17 protein-coding genes are annotated in these 17912 nt (G+C 38.6%); 12 read left to right on the top strand and 5 right to left on the bottom strand.

Annotated elements, in window-relative coordinates:
• Nucleotides 1-23 precede the first annotated feature (23 nt).
• Nucleotides 24-893 (bottom strand): LysR family transcriptional regulator, encoded by an 870-nt coding sequence (locus ACMX9J_RS04060; protein WP_416225440.1) that lies wholly within the window; start codon nucleotides 891-893, stop codon nucleotides 24-26.
• A gap of 113 nt (nucleotides 894-1006) precedes the next feature.
• On the opposite strand from ACMX9J_RS04060, the gene ACMX9J_RS04055 reads away from it, so the two are divergent.
• The 4 genes from ACMX9J_RS04055 to ACMX9J_RS04040 are packed head-to-tail and all read left to right on the top strand — an operon-like array spanning nucleotide 1007 to nucleotide 3745.
• Nucleotides 1007-1588, top strand: coding sequence for a non-oxidative hydroxyarylic acid decarboxylases subunit B (locus tag ACMX9J_RS04055; protein ID WP_028413102.1), 582 nt, complete (start codon nucleotides 1007-1009; stop codon nucleotides 1586-1588).
• 2 nt (nucleotides 1589-1590) lie between these two features.
• Nucleotides 1591-3012, top strand: a complete 1422-nt coding sequence (locus tag ACMX9J_RS04050; RefSeq protein ID WP_028413103.1) for a non-oxidative hydroxyarylic acid decarboxylases subunit C — start codon at nucleotides 1591-1593, stop codon at nucleotides 3010-3012.
• Nucleotides 3013-3028: 16 nt separating this feature from the next.
• Nucleotides 3029-3253: a non-oxidative hydroxyarylic acid decarboxylases subunit D gene (locus ACMX9J_RS04045; RefSeq protein WP_028413104.1), complete on the top strand. Its 225-nt coding sequence runs from the start codon at nucleotides 3029-3031 to the stop codon at nucleotides 3251-3253.
• A 21-nt stretch (nucleotides 3254-3274) separates the two neighbouring features.
• Nucleotides 3275-3745: a hypothetical protein gene (locus tag ACMX9J_RS04040; RefSeq protein ID WP_416225439.1), complete on the top strand. Its 471-nt coding sequence runs from the start codon at nucleotides 3275-3277 to the stop codon at nucleotides 3743-3745.
• A gap of 17 nt (nucleotides 3746-3762) precedes the next feature.
• Here the strand turns inward: ACMX9J_RS04040 and ACMX9J_RS04035 are convergent, their stop codons facing one another.
• A complete protein-coding gene (locus ACMX9J_RS04035) occupies nucleotides 3763-5841 on the bottom strand; it encodes a helix-turn-helix domain-containing protein (protein WP_047750835.1) in 2079 nt (692 codons plus the stop codon).
• A 169-nt stretch (nucleotides 5842-6010) separates the two neighbouring features.
• Between ACMX9J_RS04035 and ACMX9J_RS04030 the strand changes: the two genes are divergently transcribed.
• From ACMX9J_RS04030 to ACMX9J_RS04015, 4 genes are all read left to right on the top strand, one after another.
• Nucleotides 6011-7234, top strand: a complete 1224-nt coding sequence (locus tag ACMX9J_RS04030; protein ID WP_416225438.1) for an MFS transporter — start codon at nucleotides 6011-6013, stop codon at nucleotides 7232-7234.
• Nucleotides 7235-7257: 23 nt separating this feature from the next.
• Nucleotides 7258-8709, top strand: coding sequence for a M20 family metallopeptidase (locus ACMX9J_RS04025; protein WP_416225437.1), 1452 nt, complete (start codon nucleotides 7258-7260; stop codon nucleotides 8707-8709).
• A gap of 238 nt (nucleotides 8710-8947) precedes the next feature.
• Entirely contained in the window at nucleotides 8948-10651 is a 1704-nt protein-coding gene (locus tag ACMX9J_RS04020) for an NAD-dependent malic enzyme (RefSeq protein ID WP_416225436.1), read from the top strand.
• Between the two features lie 12 nt (nucleotides 10652-10663).
• Nucleotides 10664-11620 (top strand): AEC family transporter, encoded by a 957-nt coding sequence (locus tag ACMX9J_RS04015; RefSeq protein ID WP_028413110.1) that lies wholly within the window; start codon nucleotides 10664-10666, stop codon nucleotides 11618-11620.
• A gap of 45 nt (nucleotides 11621-11665) precedes the next feature.
• Here ACMX9J_RS04015 and ACMX9J_RS04010 read toward each other — a convergent pair whose 3' ends face one another.
• Complete coding sequence (locus ACMX9J_RS04010) at nucleotides 11666-12844, bottom strand: NAD(P)/FAD-dependent oxidoreductase (RefSeq protein WP_013057328.1); 1179 nt, start codon at nucleotides 12842-12844, stop codon at nucleotides 11666-11668.
• A 33-nt stretch (nucleotides 12845-12877) separates the two neighbouring features.
• Complete coding sequence (locus ACMX9J_RS04005) at nucleotides 12878-13330, bottom strand: DUF1641 domain-containing protein (RefSeq protein ID WP_013057327.1); 453 nt, start codon at nucleotides 13328-13330, stop codon at nucleotides 12878-12880.
• A gap of 429 nt (nucleotides 13331-13759) precedes the next feature.
• Here ACMX9J_RS04005 and ACMX9J_RS04000 point away from each other — a divergent pair, with 429 nt between their 5' ends.
• The 4 genes from ACMX9J_RS04000 to ACMX9J_RS03985 all read left to right on the top strand — a co-directional run bounded on the left by ACMX9J_RS04000 (nucleotide 13760) and on the right by ACMX9J_RS03985 (nucleotide 16356).
• Nucleotides 13760-14176: a hypothetical protein gene (locus tag ACMX9J_RS04000; protein ID WP_013057326.1), complete on the top strand. Its 417-nt coding sequence runs from the start codon at nucleotides 13760-13762 to the stop codon at nucleotides 14174-14176.
• The gene (locus ACMX9J_RS03995) at nucleotides 14173-15456 is read left to right on the top strand and encodes an ammonium transporter (RefSeq protein WP_033579177.1); all 1284 of its coding nucleotides are present in this window, start codon (nucleotides 14173-14175) and stop codon (nucleotides 15454-15456) included. The genes ACMX9J_RS04000 and ACMX9J_RS03995 overlap by 4 nt, the downstream gene beginning before the upstream one ends.
• Before the next feature lie 135 nt (nucleotides 15457-15591).
• Nucleotides 15592-15789, top strand: a complete 198-nt coding sequence (locus ACMX9J_RS03990) for an IDEAL domain-containing protein (protein ID WP_013057324.1) — start codon at nucleotides 15592-15594, stop codon at nucleotides 15787-15789.
• A 297-nt stretch (nucleotides 15790-16086) separates the two neighbouring features.
• A complete protein-coding gene (locus ACMX9J_RS03985; protein WP_261763935.1) occupies nucleotides 16087-16356 on the top strand; it encodes a hypothetical protein in 270 nt (89 codons plus the stop codon).
• A gap of 147 nt (nucleotides 16357-16503) precedes the next feature.
• Here ACMX9J_RS03985 and brnQ read toward each other — a convergent pair whose 3' ends face one another.
• Nucleotides 16504-17859, bottom strand: coding sequence for a branched-chain amino acid transport system II carrier protein (brnQ, locus tag ACMX9J_RS03980; protein WP_013057321.1), 1356 nt, complete (start codon nucleotides 17857-17859; stop codon nucleotides 16504-16506).
• Nucleotides 17860-17912: the final 53 nt, after the last annotated feature.

Here is a 17912-nt window from a genome sequence, read left to right as displayed (position 1 = left end):
AAGCCTTTTTTGTGCATCTATACTTAAAAAAGCTTTAAAAATTCTTGAGCGATTTTGGGGAGATAACTATCGGTGCGCCACGTAACTAAAGGCTCAATTACAAATGGATTATCTTCTATGCTTAAAATTTTAATATGTTCTAGTGAAAAAGAAGATAGCATCGAATAAGGAACAATAGCAGCACCAAGGCCACGACATACTAAATTAAGAAGCATCGCTGAGTCATGGCATTCGCATAAAATGTTAGGTGTTATATCCATCTTTTTAAATTCCTTTATAATGCGGTTGTATATGCTTATTTCCCGATTTGAACGAAGAAGAATAAGAGGGAGAGAAGCGATTTCAGCGACTGAAATCTTTTCTGTTGCATAACTACTTTCTTTGGGAACTGCTACAACAAAGACATCTGGTGCAAGTGTTTTTGTTTTTACCTGTTGATAAGGTAAGTCTGTAGTGGTGACTGCTACATCAATCTTTCCATCCGTCAACAACTCATTTAAATGAGCTGGTTCGTTTTCATAGATATTAAAAGTACTGTTTGGATACTGTTTTTGAATAAGAGCTAGCTTATCGAGAACCGTTGATGCACAGTAGATTGTACATCCGACTTCAAGCTTTTCATTTGTTACGTTTTTACATTCCTGTACTTCCAATACTGATTTTTCGACCCTTTGCACAATTTCTTTCGCTCGTTTTAAAAAAAGCTCTCCTTCTGCCGTTAACAATAAGCGCTTGTTATTGTTTCGTTCAAAAAGCAAAAGGCCCAGCTTATTTTCGAGCTGCTTTAGCTGTCTGCTTAAAGGAGGCTGAGCCATGTGCAGACGCTTGGCTGCTTTAGTTACATTTAATTCTTCAGCTATGACAATAAAATAATGCAGCTGTCTTAATTCCACTATATTCAACTCCATACTTTAAAGGTATTATTATATACTTTATCAATATTTTAATTGTATGGAAAATAAGTGTAAAGTTAAATGTGTAACCAAAGCAGAGAGGAGGAAAAGAAATGAAAATAGCTGTAGGAATAACAGGAGCCACAGGAGCTATTCTAGGTATTCGAATTTTAGAGCTTTTGAAGAAGGCTTCTGTTGAAACGCATTTAGTCATGTCGTCTTGGGCTCATGCCACAATTAAGCTGGAAACACCGTATAGCGTTAGGCAAGTAGAAGCGCTAGCAGATTATTGTTATTCATATCAAGACCAAGCAGCAAAAATTTCGAGCGGTTCATTTCGTATAGACGGAATGATTGTAAGTCCTTGCAGCATGAAAACATTAGCATCTATTCGAATGGGACTAGCAGATAACTTAATAGCAAGAACGGCAGATGTGATGTTAAAAGAAAGAAAGCCACTGGTGCTACTTCCTCGAGAAACGCCTTTGAATACGATTCATTTAGAAAACATGCTGGATCTCTCAAAAATGGGAGCTATCCTCGTGCCTCCTATGCCAGCTTTTTATAACAAACCTGAGACAATTGATGATATTGTCACGCATATTGCTGTTCGAACGTTAGATCAATTAGGAATTGAGCTTCCTGAGGCAAAAAGATGGAATGGAATTAAACATTTATCACAAGGAGGAAAATAAACATGGCTTATAAAGACTTTAGAGATTTCCTTGATACGCTACATAAAGAAGGGCAGCTGCTGACGATTACAGATGAAGTGCAGCCAGATCCGGATTTAGGTTCAGCAGGTCAAGCCATCAGTAATTTAGGAGATCAAACGCCGGGATTATTATTTACAAATATTTATGGATATAACAACGCAAAGGTAGCTCTAAACGTAATGGGTTCCTGGTCAAATCACGCGTTAATGATGGGACTGCCTAAATCAACTCCTGTAAAAGAACAGTTCTTTGAGTTTGCTCGGAGATATGAAAAATTTCCTGTTAAAGTGAAAAGAGAAGAAACAGCGCCATTTCATGAGTGTGAAATTAAAGATGATATTAACTTATTCGACCTTTTGCCATTGTTCCGCTTGAATCAAGGAGACGGAGGCTACTATCTAGATAAAGCGTGCGTTATTTCTCGTGATCAGCATGATAAGGCGCATTTCGGCAAACAAAACGTAGGTATATATCGTATGCAGGTCAAAGGGAAAGACCGTCTAGGCATTCAGCCCGTGCCACAGCATGATATTGCCATTCACTTGAAACAAGCCGAAGAAAAAGGTGAAAACCTCCCTGTATCAATTGCTTTAGGATGTGAACCCGCGATTGTCACAGCAGCTGCTACGCCGCTTCATTACGATCAATCAGAGTATGAAATGGCAGGAGCTATTCAAGGTGAGCCGTACAGAATTGTGAAGTCTCAGCTTTCTGATTTAGATGTACCTTGGGGAGCAGAAGTGATTTTAGAGGGAGAAATCTTAGCTGGTGAACGTGAGTATGAGGGTCCTTTTGGTGAATTTACAGGTCATTACTCCGGTGGCAGAAGCATGCCTGTTATCAAAATCAATCGCGTATACCATCGCAAAGATCCTATTTTTGAAAGTCTATATATCGGTATGCCTTGGACAGAAACAGATTATTTAATTGGAATCAATACAAGCGTTCCTTTATATCAGCAGCTAAAAGAAGCATATCCTGAAGAGATTGAAGCGGTGAATGCGATGTATACTCATGGTCTCGTTGCTATCATTTCAACGAAAAGCCGATACGGAGGATTTGCTAAGGCGGTTGGTATGAGGGCATTGACTACGCCGCATGGATTAGGATATTGCAAGCTAGTTATTTTAGTAGACGAAGATGTGGATCCGTTTAATTTACCGCAAGTCATGTGGGCGCTATCGACAAAAATGCACCCAAAACATGATGTTATAACAGTGCCTAATCTCTCAGTTCTGCCACTTGATCCAGGATCTGATCCGGCTGGTATTACAGATAAAATGATTTTGGATGCTACAACACCGGTTGCACCAGAAACAAGAGGCCACTACTCGCAGCCTTTAGATACACCACTTGAAACTGAAAAATGGGAAAAAATCTTAACGAATATGATGCAAAAATAAACAAGGAGGAATCGACATGCATACTTGTCCAAGATGTGAAGCCAAACAAGCGAACTTAGTATCTAAATCACCAGTTGAAGGAGCCTGGGAGATTTACTTATGCAACGTGTGTTTGTTTACCTGGCGTTCTTCTGAACCTGAGACGATCACCAATCCTGAAAAATACCCTCGACCATTTAAAATCAATCCAAAAGACGTACCGCTGGCAACGCACGTGCCTCCTGTGCCACCCCGATCTTAATGAGCAAAGGTGGTAAGTAAAATGAATAAAGCAGAGCTGCCAAAAGCCGTGCGCGTATTTTTAAATGGAAAAGACTTAGAAAGGAAACAGCATGATGCGATGCTGCTATCTACAGTGACATCCGAGGGGTTTCCTCATGCAGCAATGATTAGCGCAGGAGAGCTGGTAGCTATTAGCTCTTCGCGCGTCAAGCTGTTAGTATGGAAAGATACCACGTCTTCAAAAAACATGATACAGAATCATAAGGCAACCGTTACATTAGTTGTTGAAGGCAAAGCTTATTACATTAAATTTTGGCTAAAAAAAGAAGCTCCTGTGTTATCAGGCTATGAGCTATTTACGGGAGAAGTAGCCGCTGTTAAAGAAGATTACGCAAAATATGCAGTTTTAACATCGGGCATTCAATTTCAGCTTCATGATTCCAAAGAGATACTGAGCCGCTGGAAGCAATCAATTAAGGCTGTTCTTTCTACTGAAAAAACCGATTCTTAAAAATAAGAATCGGTTTTTTAGCTGTAGTGAAATTTTTTCAAATAGCACGCTAGCTGCACTTTTAATAGATGTTCACTATTTGTAAATGATATGTTCATTTTATCTTCGATTTTCTTCAACCGCTGATAGAGTGTATTAACGTGAATATGAAGCTGCTTAGCTGTAAGTGAAGCAGAACGGTTGTTATCAAAATACGCTTCTAGCGTTTGCTCTAAAGGTTCATCATTCAAATGATTGTTTTTAAGAGGGACAAATACTTCATCAATAAAGGTTTTTACTTCTTCTTTCGATTGATTAATAAATAACCGGTTAATTCCTATTTCCTCATACAACATGCATCCATCTTGCTGCTGAGACAGAAGGTAAGAGACAGCTTTTTCAGCTTCACTATAACTTTTTTCTATTTGGGTAAAGTGAGAATAACGACTTCCAATCCCTATTTTTACATGACATTCATTGTAGTAACGCCATTTTGAGAGTGAATCTTCTAATTGTTTGATAATAGCATGATGGTCTTCATAAGAATCAAGCGTGAATACAATGGTTACTTTCGTGTCGAATCCGTATACGACCGGCGCTTTTAAGCTGAAAACCGATTTGATGTCAGATACAAGGCGATGAAGATGTAAGTTTAAGAGCTGCAGGTCCGCCTGTGAACGAATGGTAATAAGAGCGACTAGAATATGCTTTTTTGTATCAATGTTTAGCTCATTTGCTTTTTGATACAGTAAAGTGGTGTCATAACATGATAAGTATTCACTAAATAGTTCATGCGTTCGCTTGTAAAATAAATCGACTAACGTTTGTTTTTTCAGCATTTCTAGTGCAATAACAGAGCTGCTTTGTTCGAGTGCCACTTGATCTAGAGAGGAAAGATCTTCTTGATTTGTCTGCAGAATAACTAACCCTAAGAGCGTATCAATGCCGTGTATCGGTTGAATGTAGACGCTGTGCTTCTGGTTGTGTGACTCAATAGTATAAAAGCAAGCTTTTGTATGTAAAACAAAATGCGTGTGAAATTCAGCTGTTTTTGTGTCTACATCAAGAAATTTTAAAAAGCCATAGGTCTTATTATCAACAAAATCTACAATGGTGACGGGAGATGTAACCATTCGGCGTAATTCGGTAAGTATCGGTTCAATTCCTTTACTTTGAAGTGAAACGTTCATGAATGTGCGATGAATTTGATCGCGGCGTATTAAAAGTTCATTTTGTTTTTTTACATCTTCAAAAAGCGCTGAGTTTAAGAGAGCAATCGAAACTTGATCGGAAAAGCTTTCTAACAATTCTTTATCCTCTTCATTTAAAAGAGGAGTTGTACCGTTTTGATAAATAATGAGTACGCATACCGTTTGTTCTTCCATGCAAATTGGGACAGAAATAATAGATTGAATGTGTGTAAATGTATAGGACTGATTAAGATAGTGAATATTATCGTCAGTCATAGTAGAAGAATCGCGTACTATATCCTCTAAGTTCGTATACATATAGCTTTTATTATGCTGAAATGTCTTTCCGATAATTCCTTCGCCAACTTTCATTTTCATGTTTTGAATTTCATTGTTTGGCCCCCCGGACCAGGCGCGAGGCAAAAGAAATTCAGTTGAAGAATCAAACATCCACAGCACGCCCATATCCGCAACAGAAATAACTGAAAGAGCATTTTCTAGAATTCTTGTTAATAGATAGTCAGAGTCTTGTAAAAGCGAGATTTCCTTAATGCTTTTCATAAGTACGTTCAAAATGTGCTCATGCCGCTCTAGCTTTTTTTGCAGCACATAAGGAGAAAAGTTAGCGGATAGCTTCTTTATTTGTTGTGGTGTCCAGTCATGCTTAGCAAATATGCGAACAACAAACGCATACCGGTTTGGAAAGGATAAGTAAATTTCTTCGAACTCTTCATATGCGATATGCTTTTGAAAGGAATCACTGCCGTTATGTAGGCTAGTGGGAGGAGTGTAAGTCAGGGATGAGCATAAAGAACTGGAAAAAATCATGTTAAAATTTGCAGAATCAATACTTGTCCAAATTTGATAAGAACTGTTTTTAATAATAGATGTAAGATAACCTTTCATATTAGCTAATAAATCACTCATATTAACAACCCCTTATAGACTACTTAATGTAAAAAAATACATAGTTATAGTTCTTATTATATAGAAATGCACATTGAAAAAATAGTCAGAATTTTTTAATATTTATGTAACGAATCGATTTGTTACAAAACATTACATTAAATGGAATAAAAAGGAGATGAGTGCATTTATGCTAGCAAGGTCGAACTGGAAATACATCATTTTATTTTTATTATTTTTAGGCTGGTCGCTTGGAAACTTAGATCGTTTTATTATTAATTACGCTATTTTAGATATCTCGAAAGATCTACACCTTAATGCTTCTTCTACAGGCATCATCTTAAGCAGTTTTTTTGCAGGATACGCACTGATGCAAATACCTGGTGGGTGGCTAGCAGACCACTTTGGGTTTAAAAAAGTCATTACAATCGCCGTGCTTTTATGGTCTTTGTTTACGGTTTTTACCGGAATGGCCTGGTCTTTTGCTTCTATTATTATCATTCGCTTTTTATTTGGATTAGGGGAAGGGAGCTATTTTCCATCTGCGTCAAAAGGAATCGCAGGGTGGTTTCCTCAGCAAGAACGCAGTAGAGCCATGTCTTTTTTGTTATCGTCAGGTACGATTATGGGCGTGGTGACACCGATTCTGGCGACGCAGCTGATGCAAACAATAAGCTGGAGAAGTATCTTTTATATCATAGGAGCCATCGGGCTTGTTATTACAGTTCTGTTTGTTTTTTTACTAAAAGAAAAGCAGCAGGGGGAAAAAAGAGAGGCTTCTGCTATTCCTGCTAAGCAGATGACATTAAAAGAAATTATCAAAACCCCGATGATTTGGAATTTATTTATTGCCTATTTCAGTATTTACGCTATTAACTGGGGGCTCATGTCGTGGATGCCTACATATTTAGCTGAAGTAAGACATTTGAATTTAACGGACATCGGTTTTCTTTCCGCTATCCCAGCATTTGTAGGCATTATAGGAATGTTTGTTAGCGGCTTTATTTTAGACAAGCTTCCAGAAGGAAAAGACAAGACGATAGCAGCGGTTTTTGGTTTACTGATGGGCGTTTTTCTTTGCTTAATGGCTATTTCACCTAGCGTAGGCATGTTTATCGTTTTTCAAAGCGCAGTAACTTTACTGTTTTCATTTAATGTGATTTTAATCGCTTCAGCTCCTTTAAAAATGTTGCCTGAATCAGTGGTCGGTTCAGCAAATGGTTTTATTAATACAGGGGCTCAAGCAGCCGGCGTATTAACACCAATGCTTATTGGTTTTTTAGTACAATCGTTTGGCGGGTCTTATAATGCAGCGTTTGCTTTATTAATTATCTGCGCTCTTGTCTGTGCTATTTCGTTGTTTTCGATTCGACCTGCAAAAGTGGTAGTGAACGCACAAAATGCTGTTAAATAATGAGGGAAAAAGGAGAGTGTCTCATGGATATTGTCAAAAAAGTCGAACAACTTATTGAACAAAAGCGACACGAGCTAACTCAAATCAGTGATCAAATATGGGAATATGCAGAAACGAGGTTTGAAGAGTATAAGTCGGCACAGCTAATTTGCGACATGTTAGAAAAAGAAGAGTTTACGCTTCGTACACATATTGCTAACCTTGAAACAGGTTTTATTGGAAGTTACGGGCACGGTTATCCGATTATCGCTATTCTTGGTGAATATGATGCGCTTACCGGGCTGAGTCAAAAAGATAAGTGTGCAGTAGCAGATCCAGTCAAAAAAAATGGAAATGGCCATGGATGTGGACATAATTTACTTGGCGTAGGCTCACTAGCAGCTGCGCTTGCTGTAAAAGAATATTTAAAAGAAAAAAATGTTCCGGGGACCGTTCGATACTATGGATGTCCAGCTGAAGAAAGTGGATACGGAAAGACGTATATGGTACGAGAAGGATTTTTTCAAGATGTGGACATCGCCTTTTCATGGCATCCGGCTACCGTTAATGGTGTCATGCATACGTCATCGAATGCGGTTATGCAAGCAACTTTTAAATTTAAAGGAAGAAGCAGTCATGCAGCTGCTAGTCCTCATCTTGGAAGAAGCGCTTTAGACGCGGTAGAGTTAATGAATATTGGTGTAAATTATATGCGCGAACATATGATAGACGAAGCGCGGGTGCACTATGCAATCACAAACAGTGGAGGCATCTCTCCTAATGTTGTTCAAGCAGAAGCGGAAGTGATGTACTTAATCCGTGCTCCGAAGCCATCTCAAGTACAAGAACTTTATGAACGGGTTGTGAAAATTGCAAAGGGAGCAGCTTTAATGACCGAAACGCAAATGGAACAGGAAATTCAAGGAGCTTGTGCGAACCTGATTCCAAATCAAACAATGGAGCAGCTGATGCATAAACAAATGATGCAGATAAATTTGGCTGAGGTGAAACATGAAGAAATAGTCTTTGCCAAAGCTATTTACGAGTCTACATCCGCTGAAGACAAAGAAGCAGCAAAAAAACAAGTGGGTTCACTGCTAGACAGAGCTTTAGCAAATCATCCAGTCTTCAATCAAATTGCTCCTATGTCTAAAAATGTTTCCTTCATGACAGGATCAACTGATGTTGCAGACGTTAGCTGGAATGTTCCCACTGCACAGTGCGTGACCGCAACGTGGGCTTATGCTACGCCGTTTCATACATGGCAAGCTGTTGCTCAAGGGAAAACGGAGTATGCCCATGATGCGATGTTATTGGCTGGAAAATCCATCGCGGCTACGGCGATTGAAATGATAGAAAATCAAGAGCTGATTAGTCAAGCTAAACAAGAGCTGGAGGATAGACTAGAAGGGGAAAGCTATGAATGTCTTGTGCCTTCACATATACAGCCACCTAATTACTCAGAAAGTGAGGAGGAAGACTACAGCGTGGTATAAAAAACGAAGCGGGAAAAACGTATTTTGGCGTAAGGAAGATTCGGACGATGAATCGTTCGGATTTTTTTATTGTTAGGTTGAACACAGGTTTCATTTATCCCGTTTTTTCGTCTTTAGATTGTATTGATGTAGTTATGCCTCAATCTCTTTTTTTGTTTTCATTAAAAATAAATGGTTAAAAATATATCTCTTTGCTGAACCTAACCCTATCTAATTGTTCACGAAAAGAGGTAAAAACATGAGAGCATATAAAGTAGAAAAAGATGGGTCAATTTCAACTTCACTAAAAGGAAAATCAGTTTTATCCACTTCTTATTTAAATAAAGGCTCTGCTTTTACTGAAGAAGAAAGAGAAGAGCTTCATCTGCAGGGACTTCTTCCTCCAACGGTCTTAACGTTAAAAGAGCAGGCAAAAAGAGCATATGAGCAGTTCGAAAAAGCGCCGAATGATCTTCAAAAAAATAATTCGTTAAATGATCTGCATAACCGGAACGTTGTGTTGTTTTATCGTTTATTAACCGATCATTTAAGTGAAATGCTTCCCATTATTTACACGCCTACTGTAGGTCAATCTATTCAAGAATACAGCCATGAATATCATCGTCCTGACGGCTTATATTTATCCGTAAATGAAGCGGACAGATTAAGTGAGGCGATTGAAAACTTAGGGCTCGACAGCGAAGATATTGATTTGCTTGTAGTCACGGATTCAGAAAGTATTTTAGGAATTGGGGACTGGGGAGTAGGAGGGATCAATATCGCAGTTGGAAAGTTAGCGGTCTACACAGCTGCAGCAGGAATTGACCCAAGCCGCGTACTGCCTGTTGTTCTTGACATGGGGACCAATAATAAAAAGCTTCTTGAAGATCCTTTGTATTTAGGAAATCGTCATGAACGAGTAAAAGGAGAAGACTATAATCGTTTTATCGCTCAATTTGTAAAAGAAATAACGGCCAAGTTTCCTAAAGCGCTTCTTCATTGGGAGGATCTTGGTAATATTAACGCGCGACACATTATGAAAGAATACGGCGATAAAATTTTAACATTTAATGATGATATTCAAGGAACGGGAGTAATTACTCTTGCAGCCGTTTTAACAGCCGTCCGTATTACAGGTACGCCTTTAAAAGATCAGCGGGTTGTTGTATTTGGACCGGGATCTGCTGGAATTGGGAATGCTGATCGTATTCATAGTGCGATGATGCTTGAAGGGTTATCTGAAGAAGAAGCATATGATCGTTTTTGGGCATATGATTACAGAGGTCTGTTAACGGAAGATATGGAAGATTTAGCTCCTTTTCAACAGCCATATGTTCGCCAAAATGAAGAGATTAAAGAATGGGAAAAGGGCGATGAAAATAAAATTTCACTGTTGGAGCTTGTCAAGCAAGTGAAACCAACGATTTTAATTGGAACATCAGGCGTCACGGATGCTTTTACCGAAGAAATTATTAAAGAAATGGCAAAGCATGTAGAGCGCCCGGTGATTATGCCGCTTTCAAACCCAACTAAACTTGCTGAAGCTGTTCCGGAAAATATTATAAAATGGACGGAAGGAAAAGCCCTTATTGCAACGGGAAGTCCATTTGAACCCGTTGAATATAACGGGCACACTTACGAAATCGGACAGGCTAATAATGCATTTGTGTTTCCTGGTCTTGGTTTAGGTGCAATTGTGGTTCGCGCTCAAAAGTTTACTGAATCTATGTTTGCAGAAGCAGCCAATGCAGTAGCGCGTATAGCAGAAACAGATACAAAAGGAGATACGCTTCTTCCAAATATTAAAGATCTTCAAAAAGTATCAAAGGCGGTTGCTGTGGCAGTTGCCGATGCTGCTGTAAAAGATACCGTAGCAACTGTTACCGAAAAAAATGTAGCTGAACTTGTAGAAGAAGCGGTATGGCAGCCTGTTTATAAACCTGTTAAGCCAAGAAATGAATGAGGTGAATGATAAATGAGCATAGGTCAAATTTTTCTCATTCTCGCGCCTATCTTTTTTGTCATTTTGCTTGGTTATTTAGCAGGGCATTTTAAAAAATTTGACAAGCAAACGTCTAAGGGGCTTAACACATTAGTAACGAAGTTTGCGCTTCCTGCACACTTATTTGTAGGTGTGACGACAACACCAAGAAAAACACTCATAGATGAATGGCCGTTTTTAGTTGCGCTGATTTTAGGCATCGTCGGGTTTTATCTCATTATATTGCTCATCGTGAAGTATGCAGGGAAGCATACGCTAACTTCTTCTTCTATGTTTGCTCTAAACTCAGCTCAGCCAACGTTTGCTTTTATGGGCATTCCGGTACTTGGAGGCTTGTTTGGTGCAGGTGCAGTAGCGATTCCAATTGCCATCACAGGAATCGTGGTGAACGCGATTTTAGATCCGTTGGCAACGATTTTGGGAACCGTTGGCCAAAGGGGAAGAAAAGAAGGGGAAGAGAAAACAAGTTTATTCAAAGTAACGGTTCATTCTATTTTGCATGGTCTATCTGAGCCTTTGGCATGCGTCCCGTTAATTGGAGTGATTTTAACGCTTTGCGGCTTTCAGTCACCTAAACTGTTACAGGATATGCTTGATCAAATTGGAAGTATTACATCCGGAGCAGCTTTGTTTGCGGTAGGAGTAACGATTGGAATTGGAAAAATTAACTTCAGTAAAGGCGCGCTCGGGATCGCTGTCTTAAAAGTAGCGGTTCAACCGATCGTTATGCTCGGAATTGCAGTATGGATAGGGCTGTCTTCAGATGAAGTGACAAAAGCTATTTTACTGGTAGCTTTTCCTGGATCTGCTGTAGCTGCGATGATTGCTTTGCGGTTTGAAAGCATGGAAAACGAAACGGCATCTGCTTTTGTTATTAGTGCTATTTTATCGCTGGTTACGCTGCCGCTTCTTATTTCTTGGCTTATGTAAATAAAAAAACGAAAGAGGGAAATTCCTCTTTCGTTTTAAGACGGATTAATAAGCTAATGCGAATAATCCTTTGATATGAGATAAGTAACGAACGTTACTTGCTTCTTTCATAAGTGATGCTGGTAAACCTTTTAATTGCGTTTTGTTTCCGCCGATTGTACCAATTGCATCTTTGCGTCCAAGACTTCCTAGTGTACCAGAGAAGACAGGAACGAATGATTCCATTGCTCCGCCGCGAATAGCTACTGCTAAGTTCACGCCTACAACTTCACCCATTTGCCAAGCTAATTGAGCAGTAGGTGGGTAAGGGCGACCTTCTGGACCCATTACAACCGCTGAGTCACCAGCAAGGAATACATCTTTATGAGATGTAGATTGTAAGAATTCATTTACAAGTGCACGACCGCGGTTTACTTCGATACCTGAGTTAGCAACTACAGAGTTACCTTGAACTCCGCCAGTCCATACCATTGTTTTTGTTTCAATTTTGCTGCCGTCTTTAAGTTCAACAGTTGTAGCATCCATTTTTGTTACAGGTGTACCAGTAACGAATGTAACGCCACGTTTTGTTAAGCTTGATTGAGCGCGCTCTACTAATTCAGCAGGGAAGCCTGGAAGAACTGTAGGAGCTGCTTCTACACAGTATAGAGAAATTTCTTTTGGATCCACACCGTGTTTTAGACATAGGCTTGGCATTAAGTCAGCGTATTCACCAACAAGTTCGATACCTGTTAATCCGCCACCGCCAACTACGATTGTACCGTCAGCTTTATTTTTTGTTTTGCTGTATTCAGCGATACAAGCTTCTACGTGTGCACGTAAACGGTTTGCATCATTTACTGATTTAAGAACGAAGCTGTGCTCTTCTAAACCAGGGATACCGAAGTAAGCAGTTTCACTACCTAAAGCTGTAACAAGGTAGTCGTAGCTTAATTTTGTACCATCTTCAAGAGATACTTCACGTTGATCTGGTGAAATTTCTTTTACCGTTGCAATTTTTAAATCAACGTTGTAGTTTTTAAGTAATTTATCAAGTGGTAAAGCTACCGCTTGTTCAGAAACGCCGCCTACAGCTAGACGGTGTAATTCTGTAATGATTTGGTGAGTAGCAAAACGGTTCACTACTGTAATTTTTGCTTCATCCGCACTTAGGTGTTGGCGAGCTGTCATTGCAGTTAATAAACCACCGTAACCGCCGCCTAAAATTAAAATATGTTTTGACATAGTCGATCCTCCGTCCACACTTTTTAATGAAAATTATTTTTGTTTTTCGTTTGTAATGTCTAAATACGCTTGTGCAAAGCGGAATAGTTTTTGAGCTTGTGGATCTTTAAGCATGCGTAATAAACCGAATAAACCGATTGAATTAGAAGCATTTGCTTCTGCACGATCGTTTGCTTCGATTGCAGTAGCTGCAAGACCTTTTACTGTTCCTTCTACTGGCTCGATAAATTCTTTTACTCCACCAAGTAGATCTTCTTTTAATACGTCGTCAGTTAATAATGATTGCGCAACGTCGTAAGTTTTTGTAAGCACCGTTACCATTTCAGATAATTTTGGTAAATTATCTACAAGAACAGTAAGAGCTTCTTGTACTTCAGGCTTTAACAATTGATCTAACACATCCGCTTGACCTTTGTTAACCGCCGCTTCTGTTTGTACAGCAGCATTTTCCTCTGCAGCTGATTTTTGAATAGTTGATTGAGACATGAAAAGTCCTCCTTTGCTGGATACTGTTGCATATGTAGTTCCTAGTTATCTGCTAGACTTTCAAACTACATTGTGAAGTTGTGAAATCTTGCACATAATTCTATTTTAATTTTAATACGAGATAAAATCAACTCATTTCGTTGAAAAAATAAGTGAAGAACCTCGTAACCCTTTGTTTAATAAAAGTTTATAAAAAATAAAGCGAATAATTGCCTAGGTAAATAAAATTAAAATAGGGAACTAACATGATTCCTCTTCCTACGATAAAACAAATAACGTCATATTTCAACACATACGAACTTAATATTCTATAAGTATTAAAAAGATAGGGCGCATTTACTATTTAAAGAGTTTTCAAAAAATTACATTGACTTACTATAGTGTTCTACATATAATCAGAATATAACATCTTATGTAAGGAGATATAACATGGTTATAGTGGATGAACTTTATCATAATGTGGTCATTACATTGCCTCAATTAAAATTAATTGAATTTATAATGAAGTTAAAAGAAGCTAAAGCACAAGAAATAGAAGATATAAAAACGAAAATTAGTAAATACGAAGAGAAGAAACGTGCTGAAGAAGCTTGGTATCAATCACTATCACCGTTTCGCAAATTTTTTACCGGGCGTCCTTTAAGTCAGCATCAAGCGGTCGAGTATATGGTATACGTAAAGGAACGCTTTAAAAAAATTGATCACCTTAAAGCACAAATGCGAGAACTTCATGAAGTTCTTGAATTAATAAAAGCGGAAAATGAAGAAACAAGTGAAATTACGCTTTCGCCTGCTATTGTACAAGAAATAAAACGATTAAAAAGCAGTGGAGGCGTTGGGATATGAGTGTTAATGAACTAAGTTTAGGGATAAATACAACGTGGGTTGTATTAACAGCCGCGATGATTTTGCTAATGGAAGGCGGCTTTGCCTTGCTAGAGGCAGGTTTTGTCCGCTATAAAAATAGCGTCAATATTATTATGAAAGTATTCGCTGATATTACAATAGGAACGCTTTGTTTCTATTTAATTGGGTTTGGATTAATGTACGGAGATGATTTAGGCGGAATCGTCGGTAAAAGCGGTTTTGCGCTCTCAGGTAATTTATCGCACCTTGACATTCCAATTGGGCTTGAAACATTTTGGCTGTTTCAATGTGCGTTTGTGATTGCGGTCATTTCTATCGTTTCTGGAGCGGTGGCAGAACGAATTAATTTCCGCGCATATCTTTTATATGCGATTTTAATGACTACATTTATTTATCCTATAGCCGGCCACTGGATTTGGGGAGGCGGATGGATTAGTAAGTTAGGGATGCTTGATTTTGCCGGTTCGGCAGTTATCCATGCTCTTGGCGGTTTTTCAGCTTTAGCAGCTGCAATAATGATTGGACCGAGAAAAGGGAAGTTCACGAAAAATGGAATTAGTTCTGTTTCTCTTCCAAGCAATTTGCCGCTTGCATCAGTGGGTGCTTTTTTATTATGGTTTGGATGGTTCGGGTTTAATGCAGGAAGTACGCTAAGTGCCACTGACGTTAGAATTGGTCACATTGCTATTGTCACAATGTTATCAGCAGCAGCAGGCGGAGCAGCTACTTTATTTTATACTTTATTTCGCTACAACCGTTCAGATGCACCTTCTGTGATAAATGGATCGCTTGCCGGACTTGTCGGCATCACGGCCGGGTGCGCTTTTGTAAATACGCCATCTGCTATTTTTATTGGAGCTGTATCCGGCTTATTAATGATGGCAGCTACAAACTGGCTCGAAGCACGTCAAATCGACGATCCTGTAGGAGCTTTTCCTGTACACGCTGCTTCGGGAATATGGGGCACGTTGGCTGTGGGTTTATTTTCTACAGACGGCGGTGTGTTTACAGGAGGGAGCTGGACGTTATTAGGTGTTCAACTTCTCGGATTAATTGCTCTATGCGCTTGGGGATTTGTTACGACGTGGATAGGGTTAAAGGTTATTTCCTTGGTGGTTCCGCTTCGATCTACGGAAGAAGAAGAAGAAGTGGGCTTAGACATCAGTTACCACGGTATCATGGCAGCTCATCAAGCTCCTGAATTTATTGAATATGAAAACTACTATGCGGAAGTAAAAGAAAAAGCCGCAGATTCGTAATAAAAGGCCGCGCCTTATAACAAAAGGGCGGCCTTTTTATGTGGAAAAAAAATAGATGTAAAATACTTGGTTTAAATGATTGAAAAGTCAGAATATTTGTGTTATATTATAAAAAAGCCAAGGAGTTGATTTCTTATGAAAAAGAATTTACTTAATTCACCGCAAAAATCCAACGGAAAGGTGCTTGATGCATTATTCGCTGAGATGATTTTAGACAAGGCGATTGCAGAATTTCGTAAAGCACAGCTAAAAGAAGAAATCGACCGCACGCTATTGATGAAAAATAAAGAAGAGTTTTTAAAACTCTCATCAGAACTTAAACAAATTTCTTAATTACTTACTATACTTCACACACCATCTATTTTAGATGGTGTGTTTTATTTTTGAGACCTACTAAAAGGGATTAATTAGTAATAATTATGGACCTCCATGTACGCTTAATGGGTTTACAGGATCTCGAAACGGGGAAACCGTTCCAGAGTTCAAATTTGATAACTATTATCCACCAGCAAACGGAGCGGAACTATATCAAGTGGTAAATGGGGAAGAAGTACTTTTAGCTACCTACGTGGCAGAAGAAAAACGATTTGTACCAGCGGTTGCTAAACCAATGTAAAGGAATGTTTTTTTATGATTCGAAAAGGTTTGTATGCAGCATATAATGAACGAGACTACGAATGTTATGAAACGGAAAATGGGTGTGTAAAGCTGATTAGCTATGATAAAGGCGATGTAGCAAATGGATTCATTCCATACAATGACACGACTTTTACAAAAGAAGTTCCTCGTGATGCTGTTGAAGAAGTGTTTTTTGTAGCTCCGTATGCTACTTATCAAAATGAAACGTTTGATGTGTCAGCTGCTTCTGATGTTCGAGTGCTTTTGACCACATCTGAATAAGAAAAAGCTGATAAATATCATTTTCAACGAACGGATAAATATCTATATGAAAAACGTGTGTTAAAGGAAGAAGTGAAGTTAATGGAGAAAAAAACTCCTTATTCATAAAACGCCACAATAAAAAGAGGATGCATTTGCATCCTCTTTTTATTTAATCAATTTTCTTGAAGTGTTTCTGTTCGTATTATCATTTGTACGAAGGAAGGTAATGCCAAGACCGATTAATCCTCCTACAATAGCAGGAACTACCCAGCCGAGACCCACTCCATACATAGGTAGAATCGATGTAAACAGATCGTTTACTGCGGCAATTTTGAATCCAGCAGCATTTAAGCCATCAAATAAACTAACGATAAACGTGAACAGAAGGCTTACTTGGTAAACTTCAGAACGTCCTTTAAATAAAGGATGTAAGAATGTTAAAGCAATTAACACAATAGCTAACGGATAAATAGCTGTTAAGACTGGAACCGAAATAGCGATTAATTCCGTTAAGCCAAAGTTTGCTACAACGGCGCTGAATGCTGATAAAATGACAGCAATCAACTTATAAGAAACCCTTGGAAACAACTTATGGAAGAAAGATGAACAAGATGTTACAAGGCCTACACTTGTTGTTAAACAAGCAACGGTAATCATCAGACCTAAAAGAATTCCTCCGTAAGAGCCAAAGTAGTAATTTGATACTTCAGCCAAAACCGTACCTCCGTTATCAAGACGTCCAAGCTCTGATACGCTTGAAGCACCCATATAAGACAATGCACTATAAATAAGAGCCAAAATAACGGCAGCGATAGCCGTAGCTTTTGCACAAATTGTGATGATTTGTCGGTTGGTCTTTGCTCCTTTTTCTTTAATTGCATTAATAATAATAATTCCAAAAACAAATGATGCTAGTGTATCCATTGTTAAATAACCTTCTTGGAAGCCTTTAAAGAATGCGTGCGTTGTATAAGCTTCGCTTGGTGCTTCAAATTTTCCAATTGGGTTCACAACGGCTACAACTACCAATATTCCAATAAACGTTAATTTAATAGGTGTTAAAACTTTTCCTACTAAATCGACAATTTTCGCAGGATTTAGCGAAAAAAAGCACGTAATCGTAAAGAAAATTACCGTGAAAATGATAAGGGGAAGGTGACCTGAATTTTCTGATAAAAAAGGCTTAACGCCAATTTCAAACGAAACACTTCCCGTTCTTGGCATTGCAAAAAGCGGTCCAATTGCCAAGTATAAAATCGTAGTAAAGATAATACCGAAAGCTGGGTGTACACGACTAGCTAAAGACTGCAGATCCTCTTTTCCGGAAAAACCAAACGCGAGAACGCCTAGCAGAGGCAGACCTACACCCGTTACTAAAAATCCAGCATTTGCTGACCAAATATTGCTTCCAGCAGACTGACCTAACATTGCAGGGAAAATTAAATTACCTGCGCCGAAGAATAGGGCAAAAAGCATAAAGCCAATAACCACTATAAATGAAAAAGGAACTTTGTTTGACACATTAAAACCTCCAAAATTATAAATGCTTTTTATTATCGTGTTGAATAATTAAA

The organism is Priestia sp. RMT2NF4 (assembly GCF_047872835.1).
GTDB classification, from domain to species: Bacteria; Bacillota; Bacilli; order Bacillales; family Bacillaceae_H; genus Priestia; species Priestia zanthoxyli.
This window is presented reverse-complemented; position numbering and strand designations above follow the sequence as displayed.